Origin of the sequence: Geosporobacter subterraneus DSM 17957 (genome assembly GCF_900142145.1) — a bacterium.
Taxonomy (GTDB): domain Bacteria; phylum Bacillota; class Clostridia; order Peptostreptococcales; family Thermotaleaceae; genus Geosporobacter; species Geosporobacter subterraneus.
Map to the genome: position 1 here is coordinate 23516 of NZ_FQZV01000031.1, position 21928 is coordinate 45443.

At 41.5% G+C, this 21928-nt stretch carries 16 protein-coding genes, 1 tRNA gene, 1 other RNA gene and 1 riboswitch; of the genes, 12 read left to right on the forward strand and 6 right to left on the reverse strand.

Going from position 1 to position 21928, the window contains the following annotated elements; genetic code table 11:
• The first annotated feature begins 73 nt into the window (after positions 1–73).
• The 7 genes from BUB56_RS11930 to thiT all read left to right on the forward strand — a co-directional run bounded on the left by BUB56_RS11930 (position 74) and on the right by thiT (position 10279).
• Positions 74–2599, forward strand: a complete 2526-nt coding sequence (locus tag BUB56_RS11930; RefSeq protein WP_190014459.1) for a sensor domain-containing protein — start codon at positions 74–76, stop codon at positions 2597–2599.
• 503 nt (positions 2600–3102) lie between these two features.
• A complete protein-coding gene (gene rocF, locus BUB56_RS11935; RefSeq protein WP_110941546.1) occupies positions 3103–4002 on the forward strand; it encodes an arginase in 900 nt (299 codons plus the stop codon).
• A gap of 128 nt (positions 4003–4130) precedes the next feature.
• Positions 4131–4688 (forward strand): DUF2284 domain-containing protein, encoded by a 558-nt coding sequence (locus tag BUB56_RS11940; protein WP_110941547.1) that lies wholly within the window; start codon positions 4131–4133, stop codon positions 4686–4688.
• A 29-nt stretch (positions 4689–4717) separates the two neighbouring features.
• Positions 4718–5890, forward strand: coding sequence for a MalY/PatB family protein (locus tag BUB56_RS11945; protein WP_110941548.1), 1173 nt, complete (start codon positions 4718–4720; stop codon positions 5888–5890).
• A 265-nt stretch (positions 5891–6155) separates the two neighbouring features.
• On the forward strand, positions 6156–7709 hold the full coding sequence (locus BUB56_RS11950) for an alanine/glycine:cation symporter family protein (RefSeq protein ID WP_110941549.1): 1554 nt from the start codon (positions 6156–6158) through the stop codon (positions 7707–7709).
• A 182-nt stretch (positions 7710–7891) separates the two neighbouring features.
• The gene (locus BUB56_RS11955; RefSeq protein ID WP_110941550.1) at positions 7892–9493 is read left to right on the forward strand and encodes a methyl-accepting chemotaxis protein; all 1602 of its coding nucleotides are present in this window, start codon (positions 7892–7894) and stop codon (positions 9491–9493) included.
• Between the two features lie 96 nt (positions 9494–9589).
• A riboswitch (TPP riboswitch) is annotated at positions 9590–9701 on the forward strand.
• 56 nt (positions 9702–9757) lie between these two features.
• Positions 9758–10279, forward strand: coding sequence for an energy-coupled thiamine transporter ThiT (gene thiT / locus BUB56_RS11960; RefSeq protein ID WP_110941551.1), 522 nt, complete (start codon positions 9758–9760; stop codon positions 10277–10279).
• 116 nt (positions 10280–10395) lie between these two features.
• Here the strand turns inward: thiT and BUB56_RS11965 are convergent, their stop codons facing one another.
• The 4 genes from BUB56_RS11965 to BUB56_RS11980 all read right to left on the reverse strand — a co-directional run bounded on the left by BUB56_RS11965 (position 10396) and on the right by BUB56_RS11980 (position 16048).
• Positions 10396–11934 (reverse strand): FAD-dependent oxidoreductase, encoded by a 1539-nt coding sequence (locus tag BUB56_RS11965; protein ID WP_110941552.1) that lies wholly within the window; start codon positions 11932–11934, stop codon positions 10396–10398.
• A 57-nt stretch (positions 11935–11991) separates the two neighbouring features.
• Positions 11992–13026 (reverse strand): acyl-CoA dehydratase activase, encoded by a 1035-nt coding sequence (locus BUB56_RS11970; protein ID WP_110941553.1) that lies wholly within the window; start codon positions 13024–13026, stop codon positions 11992–11994.
• On the reverse strand, positions 13004–15175 hold the full coding sequence (locus BUB56_RS11975; RefSeq protein WP_110941554.1) for an acyl-CoA dehydratase activase-related protein: 2172 nt from the start codon (positions 15173–15175) through the stop codon (positions 13004–13006). The genes BUB56_RS11970 and BUB56_RS11975 overlap by 23 nt, the downstream gene beginning before the upstream one ends.
• A 180-nt stretch (positions 15176–15355) precedes the next feature.
• The gene (locus BUB56_RS11980) at positions 15356–16048 is read right to left on the reverse strand and encodes a DUF421 domain-containing protein (RefSeq protein ID WP_242946323.1); all 693 of its coding nucleotides are present in this window, start codon (positions 16046–16048) and stop codon (positions 15356–15358) included.
• 347 nt (positions 16049–16395) lie between these two features.
• Between BUB56_RS11980 and BUB56_RS11985 the strand changes: the two genes are divergently transcribed.
• Positions 16396–16974: an RNA polymerase sigma factor gene (locus tag BUB56_RS11985; RefSeq protein ID WP_242946325.1), complete on the forward strand. Its 579-nt coding sequence runs from the start codon at positions 16396–16398 to the stop codon at positions 16972–16974.
• Positions 16967–17716, forward strand: a complete 750-nt coding sequence (locus BUB56_RS11990; protein ID WP_110941555.1) for a DUF4367 domain-containing protein — start codon at positions 16967–16969, stop codon at positions 17714–17716. The genes BUB56_RS11985 and BUB56_RS11990 overlap by 8 nt, the downstream gene beginning before the upstream one ends.
• Before the next feature lie 146 nt (positions 17717–17862).
• Here BUB56_RS11990 and speD read toward each other — a convergent pair whose 3' ends face one another.
• Both speD and BUB56_RS12000 read right to left on the reverse strand, forming a co-directional pair.
• Complete coding sequence (gene speD / locus BUB56_RS11995) at positions 17863–18675, reverse strand: adenosylmethionine decarboxylase (RefSeq protein ID WP_110941556.1); 813 nt, start codon at positions 18673–18675, stop codon at positions 17863–17865.
• Between the two features lie 280 nt (positions 18676–18955).
• Entirely contained in the window at positions 18956–19159 is a 204-nt protein-coding gene (locus BUB56_RS12000; protein ID WP_110941557.1) for a hypothetical protein, read from the reverse strand.
• Positions 19160–19409: 250 nt separating this feature from the next.
• On the opposite strand from BUB56_RS12000, the gene BUB56_RS12005 reads away from it, so the two are divergent.
• The 3 genes from BUB56_RS12005 (at position 19410) to BUB56_RS12015 (ending at position 21839) form a co-directional block, all read left to right on the forward strand.
• Positions 19410–19498 (forward strand) — tRNA-Ser (locus tag BUB56_RS12005).
• A gap of 21 nt (positions 19499–19519) precedes the next feature.
• Positions 19520–19784: signal recognition particle sRNA large type (ffs, locus tag BUB56_RS12010), an RNA gene on the forward strand.
• Positions 19785–19919: 135 nt separating this feature from the next.
• Positions 19920–21839 (forward strand): HD domain-containing phosphohydrolase, encoded by a 1920-nt coding sequence (locus BUB56_RS12015; protein WP_110941558.1) that lies wholly within the window; start codon positions 19920–19922, stop codon positions 21837–21839.
• Positions 21840–21928: the final 89 nt, after the last annotated feature.

A 21928-nucleotide genomic window follows, 5' to 3' on the forward strand; every position in this document is an offset into this window, starting at 1 on the left:
TATTTCGATAAAAAACCCTATAATTTCACTTTGCTGCTATGTGGCCAGACAATGGTCACGGGGAGGGATGATGATGAAGACAGAAAAAGATCTAACGTGGTTTGATGAAAAAATTGAAGAGCTGCAAAAAGAGTATGTAGATTTTTTAGAGTTTAACAGAGAACTCAAGCCACATAAAGAGACCCAAAAAATTATAGTGATCTATGTCATTATGGGAGGCCTATGGATACTGCTTTCTGATTACACATTGGGAGTACTGGTGAGTGATGAAGGGATGTATGTGCAATTACAGCTATATAAAGGCTGGTTTTACATTATTGCCACAGGATTAATTTTTTATGGAATTATTCATAAAACCATGAAATTATTCAAGAAAGCTATAGATAAAGTATTTCAAGGATATGAGGATCTAAGCTCTGCTCACGAGGAGCTGCTGGCTATGGATGAAGAGCTGAACCAGCAGTTTGACGAACTGGAGAAGCACCGGGATGCGCTTATGGTCAGCAACCAGCGTTATGAACTGGCTGTAGAGGGAGCTAATGACGGTATCTGGGATTGGGATTTGAAAAACGATGTATATTTTGTTTCTGCACGATGGAAGAAAGCCCTTGGATACACTGAGGGAGAATTGCCCAATCAGTATGACAGCTGGAAGGAGCTGATCCATCCGGAGGATCAGAGAGCTGTACTGTATAAAATAAGGGATTATCTGGAATCTAGAACAGGGAGTTATGAAGACACCTACCGTATACGGTGCAGGAACGGAAATTATAGATGGATTTTGAGCCGGGGGAAGGCCATCTGGCATGAAGAGGGACAGGCTATCCGGGCAGCAGGCTCCCATACGGACATTACCAGCTATATGGAACTGCAGGCCTTGCTGCATAAGGAAAAGGAGCTTTATCGAAGCATCATTAATGGGGCTGCTGTGTTTATATTAGGATTGAGTACCGATGCCAAAATCATAGAATTTAATCCCTATGCAGAGGAAATAACAGGATACCGAAAGGATGAAGTTTTAGGATTGAGATGGTTTGACTTATTCATACCTTCAGAAAAAAGAACCCATACCGATGAGATTGTGCAAAAAATCCTCAAAGGAGAAATTGTAAGGAATCAGGAAAATGAAGTAATAACCAAGGATGGACGACGGCTAGATGTGCTTTGGAACAATAATGCCATCTATGATAATCAGGGAAATGTATTGGGGATCATTGCTATGGGAACCGACATTACCCAGCGAAAGCTCATGGAAAAGGAATTATTCTCCCTGGCATATTATGACGAATTAACAGGGCTACCCAACCGGAAAATATTCAAGAATCATTTAGAAGAAATCATAGGTCAAGCACAAAACAAACAGCAGAGATTTGCGCTTTTATATCTGGATTTGGATAATTTCAAAAAAATAAATGATACCTTGGGCCACGCCTATGGTGATAGATTATTAAAAAAAATAGCATCTGCCTTAGGACAGACTGCACAAGGGGAAGAGCGGGTATATCGTTTAGGGGGAGACGAGTTTGGTATTGTTATCCCTAACATGATGAATGCCATAGAATTCCATAAACAGATTATTGCCATTATGGAGATCATCAGCAGAGTATGGGTGATAGAAGGGCAGGAGCTTTTTATTACTGCCAGCATGGGGATTGCAGTTTTTCCCGAGGACGGTCAGGATGCGCAGACTTTACTGAAAAATGCAGATACAGCCATGTATGTCTCTAAAGATCGCTCCAAAAACTGCTACACATTTTATACATCCGATATGAATGAAAAAGCGATTAAATATCTGGAGATGGAAAAGGATCTAAGGAACGCACTGCAAAGAAAAGAATTTAGACTCTACTATCAACCTATTGTAAATCTGAGAACAGGTAAAATAAAAGGGGTAGAAGCGTTAATCCGATGGGTGCATCCTGTAAAGGGGATGATTTCTCCGGCAGAATTTATTCCTTTTGCTGAAGAAACAGGGTTGATCGTGGAAATTGGAGAGAGAGTCATTGCAGAGGCATGCCGCTGCCTGAAGAAGTGGCGTGATATGGGGTTGCCCCAGATAAACATGTCAGTCAATCTATCTGCTAGACAGCTGAGCCAATATGATCTGGGAGATAAGATTCAGGGTATAATAGAAGAAGTCGGTGTATATGGTAGAGACTTAGTTTTTGAGATAACAGAAAACATGGCACTGTATGATTTAAAGCAATCCATGAATATATTGAATACCTTAAGAACCATGAATATCCGTATTGCCCTGGATGACTTTGGTACCGGATATTCCTCCTTAAATTATATCAAAAGGCTGCCAATTGATATGATAAAAATAGATAAAAGCTTTATAGGTGATATCACAAAGCATTTTCACGAACAAGCTATTGCCAAAACCATTATAGACCTTGCTCACAATATGAATTATCTGGTTACGGCAGAAGGAATTGAAACGGAAGAGCAGTATAGAATTTTAAAAGATTTTGACTGTGATTTTGGACAAGGATACCTATTTAGCAGGCCTATTCCGGAGGATGAATTGGAAGCATTGTTACAAGGGGAAAAAACCTTTGGGGTATTGATAGGGCATAAGACAGAGGAAAGGATGTAGGAGTATATTGCCTTATCATAAAGGGTTAAATGAAAGGGAGCAAAGATATGAAGACTGATGAAGAGGGTCTTAGATTTGTTTTATCTGCAGTAGGAGATGGCCTTTAGGATTGGGATATTGAAAAATATGCCGTTAATATCTTCCAATTGAAACTTTTTTTATTCAAAGGGTTGTTTTTTTATAAATATCAGACTTTTAAGGAAAATATACTGGCTATAGGGTTTCTCTGTAACAGAAAAGAAGGTATAGGATTAAAGAAGAAAAAAATAAAAGCAGACTTAAGTATAAACATTCAAAATTAATAATTATTCTGAAAAATTAATAAATATTTTGATTTACCTGCAATTTTGGGGATGCTATAATCACTATTGTACTGTAGTACTAGGCTATTAATAAACTATACTTTCAGACAATTGCTATTAAAATTAAAAAAGCTTCTTTTATGCAATAGCTGCTGCATAAAAATCTCAATCATACAATCGCAAAATAGGAGGTAGCAGAAGATGAATATTAGCTTAATCGGTGTGCCAATCAATTATGGCTGTGACAGAGAGGGTGCTCAGTACGGGCCTGAAAAATTGCGAGAGAAAAAAATCGTAGAGGTGATTAAGAAATATAACCATAGTATTTATGACTTTGGAAATATATATGTCCCAAAGGTATGTGATACAGAAAAATATGCCTTTCACGATAAAATGAAGTATCTTAAGCCGATCGTTGAGGTAAATACTAACCTGGCCCATCAGGTTTACAGTTCACTGGCTTCGGGCAACTTTCCCTTTGTGATTGGCGGAGACCATTCACTGGGCCTAGGAAGCATTGCAGGTGCCAGTAAGTATTATGAAAACTTGGCTGTTGTGTGGATTGATGCCCATGGAGATATCAATACCCCTGAGACATCCCCATCGGGCAATGTACATGGTATGCCGTTGGCAGCTGCCATGGGAGTAGGTTGTACTTCTCTGACAGATGTTTATTACAAGGGTGTTAAGGTAAGGCCGGAAAACGTATTTATCATCGGAGCAAGGGACTTAGATGAGGGAGAGATCAAGCTGGCCAAGGATAAGAAGCTGAATCTGTATACGATGGAAGAAGTAAGGCATATGGGAATTGAAGGGATGCTTCAAGACATTGTTAAAAAGCTGAAGGCAAATAATGTGGAGGCTGTGCATTTAAGCTTTGACATGGATGCGTTGGATTCTGATATTGTTCCGGGAACAGGAACACCTGTAACCGATGGAATGACCGTTGATGAGGTGAAGTATGTATTCAAGCATCTGATGGATACGAAGCTGGTAAAATCTATGGATTTAGTAGAGTTAAATACGTACTTAGATAAAAATGACGTTACTGCAGAAGTGGCAATAGAGCTGGTAGATTGGACCTTTAAGCTGATTGCATAAACCTAATAAAATAAATGAGAGGGCGAAAAACCGCTCTCTTTTTATTTGAAAAAAAGGGAGAATTGACAAAATCTTTAAACAATATATGATATAATTACCAGCATAATGAGAGAAATAGGGGTGAGGATATGGCAGACTGGCAACAAGCCCTAGTCCAGGATGTATTGGCATTGAATGCTGCTCATGCTGCAATCGTGAACATGGGGCAAGTGAAGTTTTCTGATGAGTTGCGGAAAATGTGCGAACAGAATAAATGCGGTATGTACGACAGTAATTGGATGTGCCCTCCTGGAGTAGGTGCGGTAGAGGATTTAAAGGCAAAAGCGATGCAGTTCGGGCAGGGGCTCCTGTTTCAGACAGTCCACCAGCTGAAAAACTCCTTTGATATGAAGGGGATGATGGATGGGAAAAAAGTACACGATGAAGTTTTCTGGGAAATTAGAACCATGCTTGCAGCTAAATATCAGATGGAAGAGACGCTTTCTTTGAATGTGGGACCCTGTGGATACTGTGAACAATGTGCTTACAAGGAAGGGAAAGAATGCTATTTTCCTGAGCATGCTACTGCCTCGGTAGAGGCTTACGGAATTGATGTCATGGCATTGACCCGCAGCTGCGGCATCCCCTATAATAATGGAAAAAATACGGTATCTTACATAAGCTTAATCTTATTCAATGACCATTAATAAAGCATAAAGTCGAAGGAGGAACAGGGATGAGATATGATTTTGACAGGATTATAGACAGAAGCAACAATTTTGCAGCAAAATACGATGAGCTGGAACTAAGATTTGGAAGGGGTGACCTGCTGCCCCTTTGGGTTGCGGATATGGATTTTAAGGCTGCCCAGCCGATTGTGGATGCGATTCGAGCTCGGGCTGCTCAGGAGATTTACGGCTATACAGCGAGGCCGGATACCTATTTTGAAGCCGTCGTGAGCTGGTATAAAAGAAGGTATGATTGGGAGATCCAGCGGGAATGGATGAGCTACAGTCCTACCGTTGTTACTGCTATGAGCATTATCATGCGGGAGTTTACAAAACCGGGAGACAAAATTATTATTCAGACACCGGTATACTATCCTTTTTTCAGTGTAGTACAGGACAACGGTCGGGAACTTGTATGCAACCCTCTAAAGCTTGTTGGAGAAGATTATGTAATGGATTATGAGGATCTGGAGTGCAAGATCGATGATCAAGTGAAATATCTTATTCTATGTAATCCACATAATCCAGTGGGAAGAGTATGGACAAAAGAAGAATTGACGAAACTGGGGAATATTTGCATGAAAAATAACATCAAGGTGATAGCCGATGAAATCCATGGAGATTTAGTGTTATATGGAAAAAAATATACCCCCTTTGCTTCTATTTCTGAGGAATTTGCCAAGTATTCCATTACCTGCATCTCTGCAACCAAGACCTTTAATCTTGCAGGCCTTCAGGCTTCAACAGTAATTTTTCCAGATACAAAAGATCATGACAAGTTTGAGAAAATATTAAATATATTAGATATAAAAAGAAATAACTGCTTTAGTTTGGTGGCAATGCAAGCTGCTTACCAAGAGGGAGAAGAATGGCTAAAGCAATTGATGGAGTATGTTGGAGAAAACATCCGCTTTGTTACCGATTATTGCGAAGACCATATTCCTCAAATTAAGCCCAATAAACCGGAAGGAACTTATTTGCTGTGGTTAAATTGCAAGGAGTTGGGTTTAAAGGATGAAGACCTTCATAATCTTATGGTGAACGAAGCCAAGGTAGCCCTCAATGGCGGAACCGGATTTGGCCCGGAAGGCAGCGGCTATATGCGGATGAATGTGGCTTGTTCGAGGAGGCTGTTAGAGGAAGGCTTAAGCAGGATAAAAAAAGCCGTAAGTAAAATTTGATGTTGAAGCCAATAACTATGTAAATTGCTCAATTTGTCAAAAGAGCTTGAAAAAGAATGAAATTCAGTAAGACACATAATTTGAAAGTTTTTATTGTAATGGAAGTCCATGCAATATTATAATTAGAATATTATATATATTCATTTAATTATTAAAAATAAGAAACTCTAAAGAATAAAATCAACTACCAACAGCATAAAGGAGGGAAGATGAAAAAGAAAGGAAAGAATCTGTAGAGCAAAAATTAAATAAGGAGGCAAAGTGAATGAACGAATTATTCGGATCCATTAATAAGTTTTTTGAGTTTATCGTTCCGATCGCTGATTTTTTATGGGATTTTCCCACCAATTATGCATGGTATGCCAATATTCCCATACTAGGAAAATTTACATTTGCAATTCTTCTTCTTGTGGGCAGCGGTATTTATTTGACTTTTAAAACGGGATTTGTACAGTGTACCAGATTCTCTAAAGGGGTACGTATCCTGATGGAAAAAAAGGCTTCTGATACAGGAGTAAGTCCATTGGCTGCCTTCCTGCTGAGCTCTGCTATGCGGGTTGGTCCCGGTAATATCATGGGGGTTACAGGAGCTATTTCTGTAGGGGGACCAGGAGCAGTATTCTGGATGTGGGTGTCTGCCTTTTTCGGAATGGCAACGGCCTTTGCAGAAGCTGTTTTAGCCCAGATTTTTAAAGAAAAGGAAGAGGATGAATTTGTAGGAGGACTTCCTTTCTATGGTAAAAAGATCTACGGAGACAAAAGATGGGTGGGAGTTTTATTATCCTGGATTTTCATCATTTACGCTTTATTCAGTATTCCGGGGCAAACCTTCCATATGTTTACTGCTTTGGGCTCTGTGGCAGATACGATGGCAGGGACCACCTTTGACCGTCAATCTGTCGTTTATTATGCCATTGCAATTTTCTTAATTATTTCCGTAGCTGTGACGGTTTTCGGGGGACTTAGAAGGGTAACTGCAGTAACTGATTTATTGGTTCCTCTCATGGCAGTAATCTATACCGGAATTATACTTATATTGATTATTATTAACTTTCCTCTTATACCTTATTTCTTCAAGGCCGTGTTTGCAGGAGCATTTACCCCTGAGGCCATCTTTGGAGGAGCTTTCGGCGTAGCCTTATCACAGGGAATTAAGCGGGGATTGATGTCAAATGAAGCTGGCCAGGGTACCATTACTATGGCTGCAGCAGTAGCCGACAACGATCACCCATGCGAGCAAGGGTTTGTTCAATCCCTTGGGGTTTTCTTAGATACAATTGTGATCTGTACCATGACGGCCTTTATGGTGGTTATGGCCCACGTATGGACGGGAGAAGCAGGAGTTGCCTGGGAGACTATCCGTTCTGCGAAGCTGACAGTTTATTTGACTTCCATTCAGCATCTTGTGCCTGGGACTTCTATGGATGCTGCAGTGAAAATGATTGTTTCTTTATGCTATGCATTGTTTGCCTTTACTACCTTGATCGGACTCATTCTCTTCGCAGAGATTTCAGGCAACTTTATTTCAAGAGGCAAGAGCTTTATTACAGGGATTCGTGCAGCTGGAGCTTTGTTTTTCGTTCCTTTTGGCGCATTAACTGTTCTTGCAGGACTTGAACTGGGAAATCTCTGGTATATTTCAGATTTCGTTAACATCATGGTAGTGTATGCCAACGTGCCGATCCTTATTTTAGGCTCTGGAATTATTATGAAAACCCTGGATCACTATAATAGAACCAATGGGGCCAGATTTGTCTCTCAGGAGATCGGAATTGAGACAGAGTACTGGAAAGCCGGTACTGCCAGCAAGGTAAAGTAATCCATCAAAGGTTCTTATGTATTAACAAACTACCTTTTTACCCGAGATAATGATCCGGTGTAAAGAGGTAGTTTTTTTGGAAAAGGATTTCCCAAAAGGAAGGGTTTTTGCATATAATCGTCGAAATGTTGCATAGTCAAAATACCAAAAGATATTCATAACTGCAGAGGGGGATTTATCCTATGAAGCTAAGAAGTAAGGTTCTGATTCCTGTTTTACTGGTTATGGTTGTTGCCATTAGTACTTTAGGTGTTGGCAGTTATTATTCTTCAAAGAAAATTATACTTCATCAGCTCTATTTGCAGGCGGACAATGAGTTAAGAACGATCACCAGTACTATGCAGATGTACAATTCGAGCTTGAATAACTTAATTGATACCTTGCGCATTGGGGAAGAAGGTTATGGCTATGTGGTAGATGACAGAGGGATTGTGGTTGCTCATCCAATGAAAGATACGGTGGGCATAAATTTAAATGATTATGACTGGGGCAAAGCAATACTAGAAAAAAGAAATGGCAATCTTACATATAGTTATGGCGGCCTTGAGCAATATGCAGTGTTTAAGCAGGTGGGGGGCAGCATTATTGTCATTGCTGTACCAACAAAAGAGTTCGTAGGCCCCCTCAATACCCTCCGTATACAGGTAGGAATTATTCTGCTGGGAGCTGTTTTGATTGCTGCACTGATCATTACAGTATTAATTCAAAGAACGGCCACAAAACCATTGGCACAGCTAGTGGATGTCATGGGCAAGGCAGGCAGTGGATATCTAAATGCAGAGGCAGATATTAAAAGCAAGGATGAAATCGGAGCGTTGGGAAGCAGCTTTAATCAGATGTTGAAAAATATTAGGCTTTTGGTGGGCAGCGTGAAGGAAATAGCCACAAAGCTGGAACAGGCGTCTGAAATGATTGCGGCTTCATCAGAAGAGGTGGGGGCTTCTACCGTAGAAGTGTCCAAAAGTATTCAGGAAATCGCTGCAGGCGCTACGAATCAAGCAGTGGAGGCTTCAAAGGGTTTGGATATAACGAGCCTGCTGTCAGAAAAGATTGTAGACGCCAATGGAAAAGTAGAAAAAACCCGATTCAGTACGGAGATCATGGAGCAGAAAAATAAACTGGGGATGCAGCTGATGGATGATTTGGAGCTTCGCTTGAAAGAAAACACGAAGGCAGCTGAGACTATTGGCGGAAATATCGGGGCACTTGCTGAAAAATCCAAATCTATTGGAACGATTGTTGAAACTATCCAATCTATTGCAGAACAGACCAATCTATTGGCACTCAATGCAGCCATTGAAGCAGCCAGAGCAGGGGAACAGGGAAGAGGCTTTGCCGTTGTGGCCGATGAAATCAGAAAGCTGGCTGAACAATCCTCCCAGTCCACAGATAAAATTCAAAGTATTATTGGTGAGATTGTTGCAGTTATCCAGACTACAGATGCGACGATGGATGGGGCTAAGGAAATTGTTATCAATGCAAATAACTCTCTTCTGCAGACAAAGGAAGCCTTCCGGCAGATCAGAGCTTCTGTAGAGGATGTTTCGGGGCAGATATTCGCTTTGAGCAGGGATTTGAAGGATATTTATGATGCCCAGGATGGCGTATTAAAAGCTATAGAAAATATTTCTTCGGTGTCTCAGCAGACTGCGGCGGCTACCCAGCAAATCAGTGCATCGGCAGAGGAGCAAACCGCATCCATGGAAGAGATCACCTCATCTGTACAGAAGTTAAATCAAATGATCAATCAGCTTGGAGAGAGCATAAAAACATTTAAGCTGTAAGCAGCAGGGCCAAGGAGTTTTGGATACTCTTTGGCCTTTTTCGATACTATGCAATATTGCAAAACAGATACATTTGTGATAAACTGAAAAAAACTGAACCGTTTATCGGGGAGCTGGAAGAATCCGGCTGAGAGGAAGGTCCATTGATCCTTCGACCCGCATACCTGATCTGGGTAATGCCAGCGTAGGAAGTATAACAAGTTTCGCCTATCATGCTGCATTAAACCGATGCAGTTTTTTTATTGCAAAAAAGGAGGAGAAAGCATGAAACAAATATCAACAAAAATGCTGGTAGAAGCAGGCATTATGATTGCACTGGCACAGATATTAAGCTACGTTAAAATCTTTGAAGCACCCTACGGAGGATCGGTTACAGCAGGAAGCATGGTGCCTATTTTGCTCTTTGCTATTCGCTGGGGCGTAGGACCAGGAATTTTAGCCGGTACGGTTTATGGGGCATTACAGTTTATACTTGGGCCGAAATACTCTTTTCACATCCTGTCTATTGTATTAGATTACCTGGCTGCCTTTGGTCTGCTGGGATTTGCAGGATTGTTCCGCAGGAATCTAAAGGGTGTCTACGCGGGAACCTTTTTGGGTATATTGGGCAGGTTCATCTCTTCGGTGCTTTCAGGGGTCATTATCTGGGCTTCCTATGCACCGGAAGGAACGAATCCCTGGGTTTATTCGATTGTATATAATGGGGCGTATCTGTTACCGGAGTTGTTGATCTCTTTCATTCTGGTGAGCATCTTATATAAAGCCTTCAAATCTATTCCTAACTAAAAATAAATATAAGGTTCCCTGCCGATAGTTTTAAGGAGGGGACTGACTCCGAAAAGAAACTCTACTATATAGGGTTCTCATCAGTCAGCAGGGTTGCACATTGTGCAACCCTATGATTATTTTTCCTCTATTTTTTTCAAAGGCATCACAGTAGGCCCCTCGATAATCTGGCCATCATAGGTGTATCTGGAGCCATGGCAAGGACAATCCCAGGAATTCTCCGCAGCATTCCACTGAAGCTCACATCCCAGGTGGGTGCAGGTGGTATCTACCAGATGAATCTTTCCGGCCTCATCCTTATAAGCTCCTGCTCTTTGACCATTCACCTCTACAATTTTTCCTTCCCCGGGCTGGAGGTCGATGTGATTTGGAACCGGTGCTAATTTTCCTGAAACAAATTCTGCAGCTACATCGGCATTTTCAACGATGAAATTCTTAGAGGAAGCAGCAGGAGTAAATCGGGCAGGATCATAAGCATCTGTCCAGGGATTGTCGCCTTTGACAATTAGATCTCTTAGAATGATTGCCGAAGCAGTGCTGTTGGTCATGCCCCATTTCTGAAATCCCGTGGCAATAAATATATTGTGCTTCTCTGAAGTAAGCCTGCCCACATAAGGCAGTCCATCCATGGTGATGCAATCCTGGGCAGACCAGCGATAAGGAATATCTTCCAGGGTATAGATCTCCTGGGCAAACTGTTTCAGGTTAAGGTAGTGCTGAAACGTATTTTCTCCCTGACCGGTCTTATGGTGATCTCCGATAAACATAACCAGCTCTCCATCTTCTGTCGGCAGAGATCTAAGGGAGCGGGTAGGCTGCTCCGCATTGATATACATGCCTCCGGGAAACCGTTCCTGAATCTTGCCAGCCAATACATAGGACCTTTCTTGATAGATTTTGGCAAAGTAAAAGCCGTGCTTGTCATAAAAGGGATAATGGGAAGCAATAATGATATTTTTTGCGTATACCTTTCTGCCACTCGCACTGACGACGGCAGGACTATCGCCTTCCTCAATATCTACAGCTCTTGTTTGCTCAAAAATATGGCTTCCGTCCCCTGGAATCTGTTTCGCTAAGGCAAGCAGATATTTTCTTGGATGAAACTGTGCCTGATCCTCAAAGCGCATAGCAGCCTTTACTGGGAAGGGCAGAGGGATTTCCTTCTGATAAAAGGCTTTAATGCCAAGCTTGGAAGCGGTTTTTACCTCAGCCTCGATTTTTTGAACATATTGATCCGATTGAGTATAAACAAAGGCAGGCTGCCATGAGAAATCACAATCTATACTTTGCTCCTTGATCAGTTGGGCAACTGTCTTAATGGCTGATTCATTGGCTGCTGCGTACTGTTGGGCCCTTTCCTCTCCCATTTGATGCATAATTTTATTATAGATGAGGGTATGCTGGGAGGTGACCTTTGCGGTAGTATAGCCGGTAGTTCCCTGAAGAATCCGATCGGCTTCCATGACTGCAACCTTCAGACCTTCTTGTTTTAATAGGTATCCTGCAGTGATGCCTACCATTCCACCTCCTACGATTGCAACATCTACCGCAATATCTCCCTGGAGCTCTGAATAATCTGTCCTGGGTGTAGAGGCAATCCAATAGGATTGAGGAGGATTTGGGAAACTGATTTCTTTTAAACTTTCTTTTTGCATCAATATAACCTCCTTGTTCATATGGTTTATACAGATAAAACTTTAGATCAAATGCTATTAGGATGAAACTTGCTGCTGAAATCCCTGGAGCGGAAAATGGCGGGTCTCCCGATAGTCTTTCGAGGACCGCTCCAGGTCAGACCACTTGCTGCATCGGCTTCCCCACCGGCTGGCCAAGCTTTCTCCAATGTAGAGCTCATTGATTTCGCAATGGTTGGAGCAGTCAGCACAGGAAAAGGTTTTTGGGACACAAGAGAAGGAGCTAATTGTTTTTACACCGCGAAAAGCCGATTCATGTCTGGTTCTTTCATGCCACTGTTTAGCCAGCAGGGCAGCACCCCATGCGCCCATAACGTTATGATGCTCCGGGACGGTGATGGGAATGTCTAATCTCTGTTCAAAGGCGGCCTTAATACCTTGATTAGCGGCCACACCTCCCTGAAAGAGGACTGGTGGTTCGATTTTTTTTCCCCGGGCAACGTTTGAGAGATAATTGCTTACCAATGCAATGCAAAGGCCAGCGATCAGATCTTCCTTCTTATAGCCCATTTGCTGCTTGTGAATCAAATCAGATTCAGCAAATACACCACACCTGCCGGAAATTTTAACGGGGCTGTAAGATTTTAGAGCGTAACTTCCAAATTCTTCTATGGGGATGCCTAACCTTCCCGCTTGATGATCCAGAAAAGAACCTGTTCCGGCAGCGCAGATGCTGTTCATATTAAAACCTGTTGAAATACCGTTCTTAATGAATATGATTTTTGAGTCCTGACCACCGATATCAATCACTGTCTTTACTCTTGGCTCAACATGCTTTGCAGCTGCTGCATGAGCAGTAATTTCATTTTTTACAACATCTGCACCTACCATAACCGATGCCAAGTGGCGGCCGCTGCCCGTTGCACCGATCCCTAGAATTTCCTGGTTCAACAATCCCTTTTCCTTAGAAAGCTGAAAAAAAGACTGTTGAATGGCTTCGATGGGGCCACCCTCCGTACGTCTATAGGTACTCCAAAGCATTTCTCCATGGTTTCCAATCAATGCCAGCTTTGTTGTTACACTGCCCACATCAATTCCGATATAGTATCCCATTGCCAACACTCTCCTTTCTTTTTTCATAACGTCTTTCTAATAATAAGTCTAAGAAGGCATCCACACGGGTTTCAAATCCAGCTTCGCCGGTCTGATCGCTAACGATAAGCGAAAGGATAGGGATGTCCAGCTTTTCTGTAAGCTGACTTAAAATACTCTGCGCTACAATTTCCGGCATGCAGGTAAAGGGCATAAGGTGGATGATGCCATCAACGCCTTCTTGAGCAGACAATACGCTTAATCCTACACTATGCATGCCATGGCCTCCCACTTGTTCTGACAAATAGGGAGCAGCAGCAGCGTGAACAGCTTTGGTTCTGACCATTGCCTTAGGGGTATGGAATAGATTGCTCTGGAGCCAGTGACTTACACTAATCTCCCTTTCTACTAAAACCCGAACATCGGGGTGGCGGCCTAAAAATCTTTCAATACCCATGTTTACGAAGGGTTCCAGCAGTACCCAGATTTCACCTACAAGGGCGATCCTCAGAGGTTCTGTTTCTTCTAGGGCAATAGAGGTCATTTCCTGAATAAAGTCCCTACGAAGCCGTAAAAGCTCTCGGTAGGAAAAGCATTGATCCACTTGGGATTGGAATTTTAAATAGACACGGTCTGCCTGACCCCGTTCTGCCTCATAGGCTCTAAATTTCCGCAGCAATTCATCTCCGTGGTCTAAAAGCTTTAGTTTATAATAGGCCAGTCCAATGCTTTTACCAATGGTACCCCAGGAGGCATTATTGGTAATTTTTTTGACAGAGCTGATAAAGCTGGAACCGTTTTTGTTTAAGGGAAAGGGTGAGTCCAAGATGGTCATATCGAAGCTCAACCCCTTTCTTTTTAACAGCATATCCTGTATTTGTGCATACCAGCCCAAACGGCAAATGCCTTTTCCTCCTACCATGAGGAAGCCATTGACTCCCATCTCCAGCAGTTCAATCATCTGTCCCAAGGTAGCTGTCAAAGGCAGGCAAACAAATTCTGGAACCAGATCTTTGCCTAATTCGATGGATCGCCGGGATAGGGCTGGCGGACGGATCGTCTCAACACCGCATTGTTTTAGTATAGAATCAATAACGATATCCAACCGTCCCATAGAGGGAAATCCAATAATGTTTTTTTTATGCTCAACGGCAGGGATTACAGGGGAAGAGGATAGTCCTGCTTCTTCCGTATTTTCCCGGTTTTCAACTGCCGTATCCATAAAGGCTTCTATTCTTGTGACAAGTCCCGCTTCTCCTGTTTGCTCATCCATAAAAAGCTTCAGCAGTGGAATATTCATTTCTTCAGCCATAGCTTCAATATAAGGCTCTATAATGGATTCAGGGCCACACTCAAAAAGACCTACTAAAACCAAACGGTCTACCAATCGGTTCTTCATAAGATAAAAAGCTGCTCCCAGCAATTGAGCTTCAAAGGTCCAAAGCTTTTCGCCTTCAAAGATCTGCTGCATTTCCTCTCTGATTTTTGTCTCCGATATCATTTCTGGAGTAATGACTTTGCCGTAGCGTCGGAGGCGGTCCGGGAGATTGTGACTGATCCATTCATACAGTACATAGGGATGGCCAATCAGACCAATGGTGTGGGATGAGTGGGAGGCTGGCGGATTAGAGGATTTTATAGACCTTTTGCCATCGAAGCATCTATAAGCTTCCTCTATGGTTAGACCATGGGAGGCCATTAAAGAAGAGACTTCCTTTTGTACCTCCCAGCCATGTTGGATAGCTTTTGCTACATCTTTTTTATTTAAACCCAGTGATCCCGTTAGCTGAACCAGGTCTTGGACCATCACTTCAGGATTTTGGACATCGATACGGGGGGATAGTATCCGGCTTTCTTGGCCAAAGGTTGTCTTGACCATATCTGGTATGCCGATGAATTTAGGACAGCAGTAGCTTCCTTGATCGACACGAATCAGCTTTGGCAAAAGAATATAATCACAGTCTGTTTCAAGCAACTGCTGTACGTGGGCGAAATAAAGCTTTACTGCTACACAGGGCTCATCCGTGGGACAGGCGGACAAATTTTCTAAAGTAGACTTGGTGGTGGGTAAGGATAAGGCCGTTTCAGCTCCCAAATCTGAAAGCAGTGTTTTAAAAAAAGGATAAAGATAATAATAGGACATAGCCCTTGGAATCGCAATACGAATCATAAAAACCTCCAAATTCTGTAGATTTACAACATTTCCTAGTATTTCCAAACTTGTGGGAGATATACATTCTGTTTAGCCGTGCAGGGAGACAGCACCGGGTATTATTGACGGGATTCAATTTTGTTCTTGTCTAGGAAATTATGGAGTTTTATAATTAGTGAAAATAATAATTGAGGAGAGTCAATTTTGTTCATAGGGGATGATTAAAAGGTCTTTATTTTGCTGCCATTCTGCGTATAAAATATCTTGTGCATCCTTATAACCCTTGGTGCGAAGCTGCTCCGCTAACCATGTGACAGGGAGACCGAAATTGTCTAGATTATCCTGAATAATCTCCCCATCCATGATTAAAGCACCGGGTAAATAGACAGGTTTTTCAGGAAGCTGAAGATCTTGACGACTGATAAAGTCGTAGTTAGATTTTTTTAAGATACTTAAGGATCCGTTGAGTTCTAAAACCGCATACTCTACTTCCCGCAGGGAAAAAACATCCTTCTGACGCATCAAACTTAATAACTCATTCAAATCCATTCGGTTTTTTTTCAATTCCTGATAGTCGATCTGGCCTCTGCGGATAAGAACAGAAGGACTGCCCTGAAAAAAATTCCTTGTTCTCTTCACTTTTTGCGTGAGCAGTTCCACCAGAAAAAGGAGGCTTCCCCATAGAGCAATTGCGTAAACTACATATTTGATACTGATTTCCTTATCATAGACAGCATTACCCAACAGTTCTCCCAGTACCAGCGCCGATATAAAGTGGAAGGGAGTCAGTTGGCTGATTTGAGGTTTACCTAAAATATTGGTAACCAGCAGCAGTGAAAAAAACCCTACCAATAGTTCAATAGTTACACTGTAGAAGTCCAGTTTGTTCAAATAAAAACACCTGCCCCAACAATGAAATTCGAAAACAATGGCTTTACTATAGTTATTCTTCCAGAAGCTGCCCAATTCTATGTAAATATTCACAAAGAAGTATAAAAAAGCACACAGGGGGTGCTTCGCCAAGGGAACCTAGTTCCCCTTCGACGACTGCAAGACAGTCTGAGCACCCCCCTTACTCCGGCAACACGATAACTAAATTGAGGGAAGAGTTCCAGAATAAAACTATGGAAACTTATGGAATTCCTTTGAAAGATAAGGTATGATAGAGTGGGGGATAAGCTTAATCGTAGAGGACTTGACGAAGAAATAGAAATTGCCATCAAAAAGGGGTTGAAACAGTGGGGATATTTTCAGGGTTAAAGGATAGAAAAAGTGAGGCACTCTCGCTGCATAGGGTTTTATTCGAAACCTATAGAAATAAGGTATACAAAACTGCTTATTTTATCGTAAAAAACGAGGATGATGCCAAAGACATCGTACAGGATACTTTTGTCATTGCATTTAGCAAATTAGAGCAGCTGCGGGATACGGAAAAATTTGAAGCATGGCTCTGTACTATTGCCTGTAATCTGGCAAAGGACCGATATAATAAAAACAAAAGAGAAATTTGCATGGCTGACGAGGATCAAATATTGGCCTGGGGCTATGATAATCATAAATTTGGCTTTGAGCTTCCGGAAGACATATTGGAAAAAAAAGAAGTACAGGCCTATATTCGGGAACAAATTAAGGGCTTGAAGCATCATTATAGTGAGGTACTTTATTTATACTATTATTGTGATTTATCTTATGAAGAGATTAGTAAAGCACTAAATTTAAATATCGGTACGGTCAAAACAAGGCTATTTCGGGCAAAAAATATTCTAAAGGACAGCCTTCAAGGGATGCAGTTGGAAAAGGAGGGTAGTCATGAATAGAGAAGAGATTATGGATGTTCTGATCAAAAACGCTTTGGCAGATGCCATGGAAGAGATCCACGTTCCCTCTATGGAGGACAGCTGGAAGCATATTGAAAAAAGGATTCATAAAGAAAAAAAGAAACCCTCTGTACACAATAATATTGCAGCGGCGGTGATCCTGCTGCTGATTGGTGTGGCTGCCGGTGCTGCCATCAATCACGAGGGCTATGCCAACTATTTTCGAACCATGAATATTTTTACCAGTGTGACCGATCAAAGTATAAATGTACAAATGGATAACAGGACCCCGGGGGAGATAAGACATGTAAGGAGGCAATCTCTAATAGCAGCCGAGGAAGTACAGCTGGAAGATATGGAAATGAGTCTGGAGGATGCCAGGGATGTGGCCAATTTTAAAATACAAGAACCGGAGTATATGCCAAAGGGATATACTGTAAACAATGTAATCCTTACAAACCTGGGGCGGAAGACCATAAAAGCAAGAATCTCTTATGGTACTGGGGATAAGAAAATAGAATTGCTGCAGGAGCCGATGTTCGGTCAGTATGCCGCCAGTATTCATATTAACCCGAAATACGGAAAGGTTTCGGAAAAGAGAATCCATGGATTCAATTACATGATTTTTGAATTTGTGAACGGAGAAATAAAAATCCATTGGGATCGCAGTGAAGTTAAATTTACATTAACTGGAAATCTGGATCGGGAGGAAATGTTAAGAATTGCCGCTTCTGTGCGATAGAATCTACTAAATAGTTTGCCCTGGCAGGCAGTCTGCCAGGGCAGGGGAGGCAGGGAAAAGATTTTCTGATGTTTACACGCAACATAATCAAGGATTTAAATAAAAAAGCTTCCAATTCTAGATTCTTAGAAAGGGAAGCTTTTATTTTATACCTTAGGGATATTTCGGCCATAGAAGATCTCGGCCATTTCTTTCTTTAGACGCTGCTTGATTTTTTTCTTCTCACCGGGAAGAAGTTCTTTTTTTGTAATACCAAATAAATAGTTGTCCAGGTCAAATTCCTTCAATAGCATTTTTGTATGGAAGATATTTTCCTGATATACATTTACGTCAATCATATGGTATCGATCACGGGTATCTCCTGCGATGTAATTTTGAATAGAATTGATCTTATGATCGATAAAATACTTTTTACCGCTTACATCTCGGGTAAAACCTCTTACACGATAGTCTATAGTCATGATGTCGGAGTCAAAGCTGTGAATCAAATAATTTAATGCCTTCAAAGGGGAGATATGTCCACAGGTAGAAACATCGATATCTGCCCTAAAAGTACTGATTCCTTCATCAGGATGATACTCGGGATAGGTATGAACGGTGATATGACTCTTGTCCAAGTGAGCAACCACAGCATCAGGAAGAGGGCCTGGAGCTTCGTTGTTAGCAGATGTATCCGTAGGATCTACATGACCTTCTGAAACCAATATTGTAACACTTGCTCCTTGAGGGTCATAGTCCTGCTTAGCGATATTAAGAATATTTGCGCCGATAATGTTGGCTACATTTGTTAAGATGTTTGTAAGCCGTTCTGCATTATACTGTTCATCAATATATTCTATATAACCTTTACGGTCCTCAACGGTTTTTGCATAGCAAATGTCATACATGTTGAAACTTAAGGTCTTTGTAAGATTATTAAAGCCATAAAGCTTTAGTTTTTTAATAGACTTAATTTCCATCTTTTCCTCCTTCTTCCATTGTGGTCTATTTTTGAAAAAACCTTATATTTACTAATATTATTCCTTGCGTTATCAATTATAAACCTAGTGATTGAATATATCAAGGGAAATGTTAAAACCTTTTCGCTCAATCGGGTCATTAGATAATAGTATAGCACTTTTTGTTCGTATAGAAAAGATATATTGACAGTACAGCAAAAAAAAAGTAAAATGAAAAGACGTGCTTTGAGGAAAAGTAAAAAGAACCGGAAATAGTCCGATTCTTTAGCACATCCTGCTGCTATAGACCTAGGAATGGGAATCCCCCAGAACAAAGTAGGATTACGACAATAAAGATCAGCAAGGTATTATCTCCAAATCCATGGAAAATATTGCAGAATGGACCTATGCCGCCGCAGAGCACGAAAAAAACTAAAATCCATATTAATATATTGTCTCCTCCAAAGAATCCTAACCCGGATTTTTCTACAGCTGTATCACTCATTCTTTAGACACCTCCTCTATGGCTATGTAAACCCACATAAACTTCCTTGTCATAATAGCTTATGCAGATAAACCTAGGAGTGTGACAGGAGAGGCATAAAATAGGGATCCGAGTATTTTGCTTAAAAGGATATGTTGAAAATATTGCCAGCAAAATATTTCACAGGATTCATTGACAGAAGACAAGTTTTTCGATATAATAAAATTCTGTTAAGGCATTGCGTATTGCCCAGCTGATAAAATTTATTTATGGAGAGGTGTCCGAGTTGGCTAAGGGGCACGCCTGGAAAGCGTGTAAGGCCGTATGGCCCCGCGGGTTCGAGTCCCGCTCTCTCCGCCATTATACTGTTTATAAGTTTTGCCGTGCTAGATGGGGAGGTAGCGGTGCCCTGTAACCTGCAACCCGCTGCAGCAGGATTGAATTCCTATCGGAGGCCTGCTGTTGTTGAGCCTGCCCTGAGTAAGTGGCGAGGACGACTGGGTCCCGCGCAACGGGAACTTATGAACCCCGCCAGGTCCGGAAGGAAGCAACGGTAAGTAAGCACTCTCGTGTGCCGTGGGGGAGCCTGGTCTGAGTTAACTGTTCAGGTAACGTCAGTAATAGCATGTCAACGATAGGTGCACGGCCCTATATATGTTTAGGAAACATGTAGATTTTTCTACATGTTTTTTATTTGCCCCAAAATATCATATATGACACGACTTTACAAAATGTGATATAATAAAAAATAATCTTCAGCTTTCGAAGGGGGGGTCATCGCTTGATTGGGAGAAGCTATGCGGCAAAACTGACCTTAATCATCATGATTACTACTTTGATTCCTATTGTGCTTCTGGGTTTTTTCGTTTATGGGACGATTGACTATTCCAGTTCCTCTGCCTATAAGATCTTAAGCGTTTTCTTTGTATTGGCCGCCCTGTTGCTGATTTGGATTGGTTTTGTGGGGTATTCAGTTTCAAAACATATTTCCAAACCTATGGAAATCTTGCGCAATGCTGCCCGGGAGATCTCCGCAGGAAAATATGATATATACATAGAGCATAAGCCCTATAAAGATGAAGTTGGTGAAGTAATGATTGCTTTTAACCAGATGGGGGCAAAACTTCATGAAAACTATCAAATGCTGATGGAGCAGGCACTGCAGTTAATGGAGAACAATTCACAGCTGCAGGATATGAACATAGAATTAGAGGCATCTTATGAACAACTCCAGGCAACTGCAGAACAGTTAAATCACTCCGAAGAAAAATATAGATTATTGATAGAAAACATTTCCGAGTTGGTATGGGTAATGGACCCAAATGGAAATATCAGCTATATCAATGACCAGGTAGAATTAATTTTAGGCTATAAAAAGGAATTGCTGATAGGAAAACCTCTATCAGATATTCTGTGCCCATTACATGAATATGCTGTCTGTGCAAATATCATCGAAGGCATAAAGCAAAATGACTATGAGAATTTTGAACTTTGGATGCTTGCAGCCGACGGACAGCGCCGGGTGGTGATGGAAACCAACACGAAACGGATTTATCAGAATGGTTTATGGGTTGGCGTGCAAGGATTAGGGCGTGACGTAACAGAAAAGAGAAAGCTGGAAAAAGAGATACGAAGAACAAGCAAGGAAATTGCATCATTATATGAAATTAGCAGTGTACTAACGGCCTCGAAAACTACTTTGAAAATAGATGAATTATTAGATCAGATTGTGGACAAAGTTATAGAAACTCTAGGCGTATCTCTTTGTTCTATAAGATTATTGGAAAACCAGAAACAATTAATCTTAAAGGCGTGCAAAGGCCCCCTAAGCAGCTTCGTATATAGAGATGCAATCTATATTGATGGAGACAGAATGGGAAAAGCCGTTAAAGAAAAACGTACGGTAGTTTTTAATGACCTGGGAGAAGATCACGTGACCCTTTACAACCAGGGAGTCATGGAGAAGAATAGAATTAAGCATGTGGCCTTCATCCCCCTTATAGTAGAAGAAGAAGTCATCGGTGTCATGACCGTTAGCAGTGAAGATAGGCTAGACCAAGGCAACATTCACATCCTGGATACATTATCGAATCATGCTGCTGTTGCCATAGAAAAGGCAAGGCTCTATGAGGATCTTAAAGAATCCTATTTTAAAACCATCAGAGCATTGGCAGTGGCTGTTGAGGCTAAAGATACCTATACTCAGGGACATTCCCTTCGGGTGGCCCAGTATGCAGTGGAGGTAGCCAAGCATTTAGGAATGAATGATCAAGAGCTTGAGGAGATTGAAGTGGCGGGAATTCTCCACGATATTGGAAAGATTGGCATTAGTGATTTGATATTGACGAAGCCGGGGAAGCTGGATGAAGAGGAGTACAGTAAGATTACACAGCATCCGATCATAGGCAGAAAAATCTTAGAACCCATCGGTCTCTCTCCAAAAATCATGGAGGCCATCCTGCTGCACCATAGACGTCATGACCTAAAGGGATATCCACAGGATATAGAAGTAAAGCAACTGCCTTTATATGCAGAGATCATCGGGGTAGTAGATGCCTTCGATGCCATGACATCCCAGCGTTCTTATCGAAGAAGTCTGACCATGGAGGAAGCCTTAGAAGAATTAAAAAACTGCAGCGGCAGTCAGTTTCATCCGGAAGTGGTGGAGGCGATGGTGGAAATTCATAAAAGTATATCTTAGGATTTATACATACTGTAGAAATAGAATCGAGGCGGCCCCTTGCAGCTGCCTTTTTTATTGTCCTGGAAAGTATAAAATAGCTAGATATA

Excerpts from the sequence above, each read along its gene's own strand:
- BUB56_RS11930 (WP_190014459.1), top strand. The coding sequence starts at position 74 with ATGAAGACAGAAAAAGATCTAACGTGGTTTGATGAAAAAATTGAAGAG.
- BUB56_RS11965 (WP_110941552.1), bottom strand. The coding sequence starts at position 11,934 with ATGCAAAAAGAAAGTTTAAAAGAAATCAGTTTCCCAAATCCTCCTCAA.
- BUB56_RS11970 (WP_110941553.1), bottom strand. The coding sequence starts at position 13,026 with ATGGGATACTATATCGGAATTGATGTGGGCAGTGTAACAACAAAGCTG.
- thiT (WP_110941551.1), top strand. The coding sequence starts at position 9,758 with ATGAAACAAATATCAACAAAAATGCTGGTAGAAGCAGGCATTATGATT.
- BUB56_RS11955 (WP_110941550.1), top strand. The coding sequence starts at position 7,892 with ATGAAGCTAAGAAGTAAGGTTCTGATTCCTGTTTTACTGGTTATGGTT.
- BUB56_RS11945 (WP_110941548.1), top strand. The coding sequence starts at position 4,718 with ATGAGATATGATTTTGACAGGATTATAGACAGAAGCAACAATTTTGCA.
- BUB56_RS11990 (WP_110941555.1), top strand. The coding sequence starts at position 16,967 with ATGAATAGAGAAGAGATTATGGATGTTCTGATCAAAAACGCTTTGGCA.
- BUB56_RS12000 (WP_110941557.1), bottom strand. The coding sequence starts at position 19,159 with ATGAGTGATACAGCTGTAGAAAAATCCGGGTTAGGATTCTTTGGAGGA.
- speD (WP_110941556.1), bottom strand. The coding sequence starts at position 18,675 with ATGGAAATTAAGTCTATTAAAAAACTAAAGCTTTATGGCTTTAATAAT.
- rocF (WP_110941546.1), top strand. The coding sequence starts at position 3,103 with ATGAATATTAGCTTAATCGGTGTGCCAATCAATTATGGCTGTGACAGA.
- BUB56_RS11940 (WP_110941547.1), top strand. The coding sequence starts at position 4,131 with ATGGCAGACTGGCAACAAGCCCTAGTCCAGGATGTATTGGCATTGAAT.
- BUB56_RS11975 (WP_110941554.1), bottom strand. The coding sequence starts at position 15,175 with ATGATTCGTATTGCGATTCCAAGGGCTATGTCCTATTATTATCTTTAT.
- BUB56_RS11950 (WP_110941549.1), top strand. The coding sequence starts at position 6,156 with ATGAACGAATTATTCGGATCCATTAATAAGTTTTTTGAGTTTATCGTT.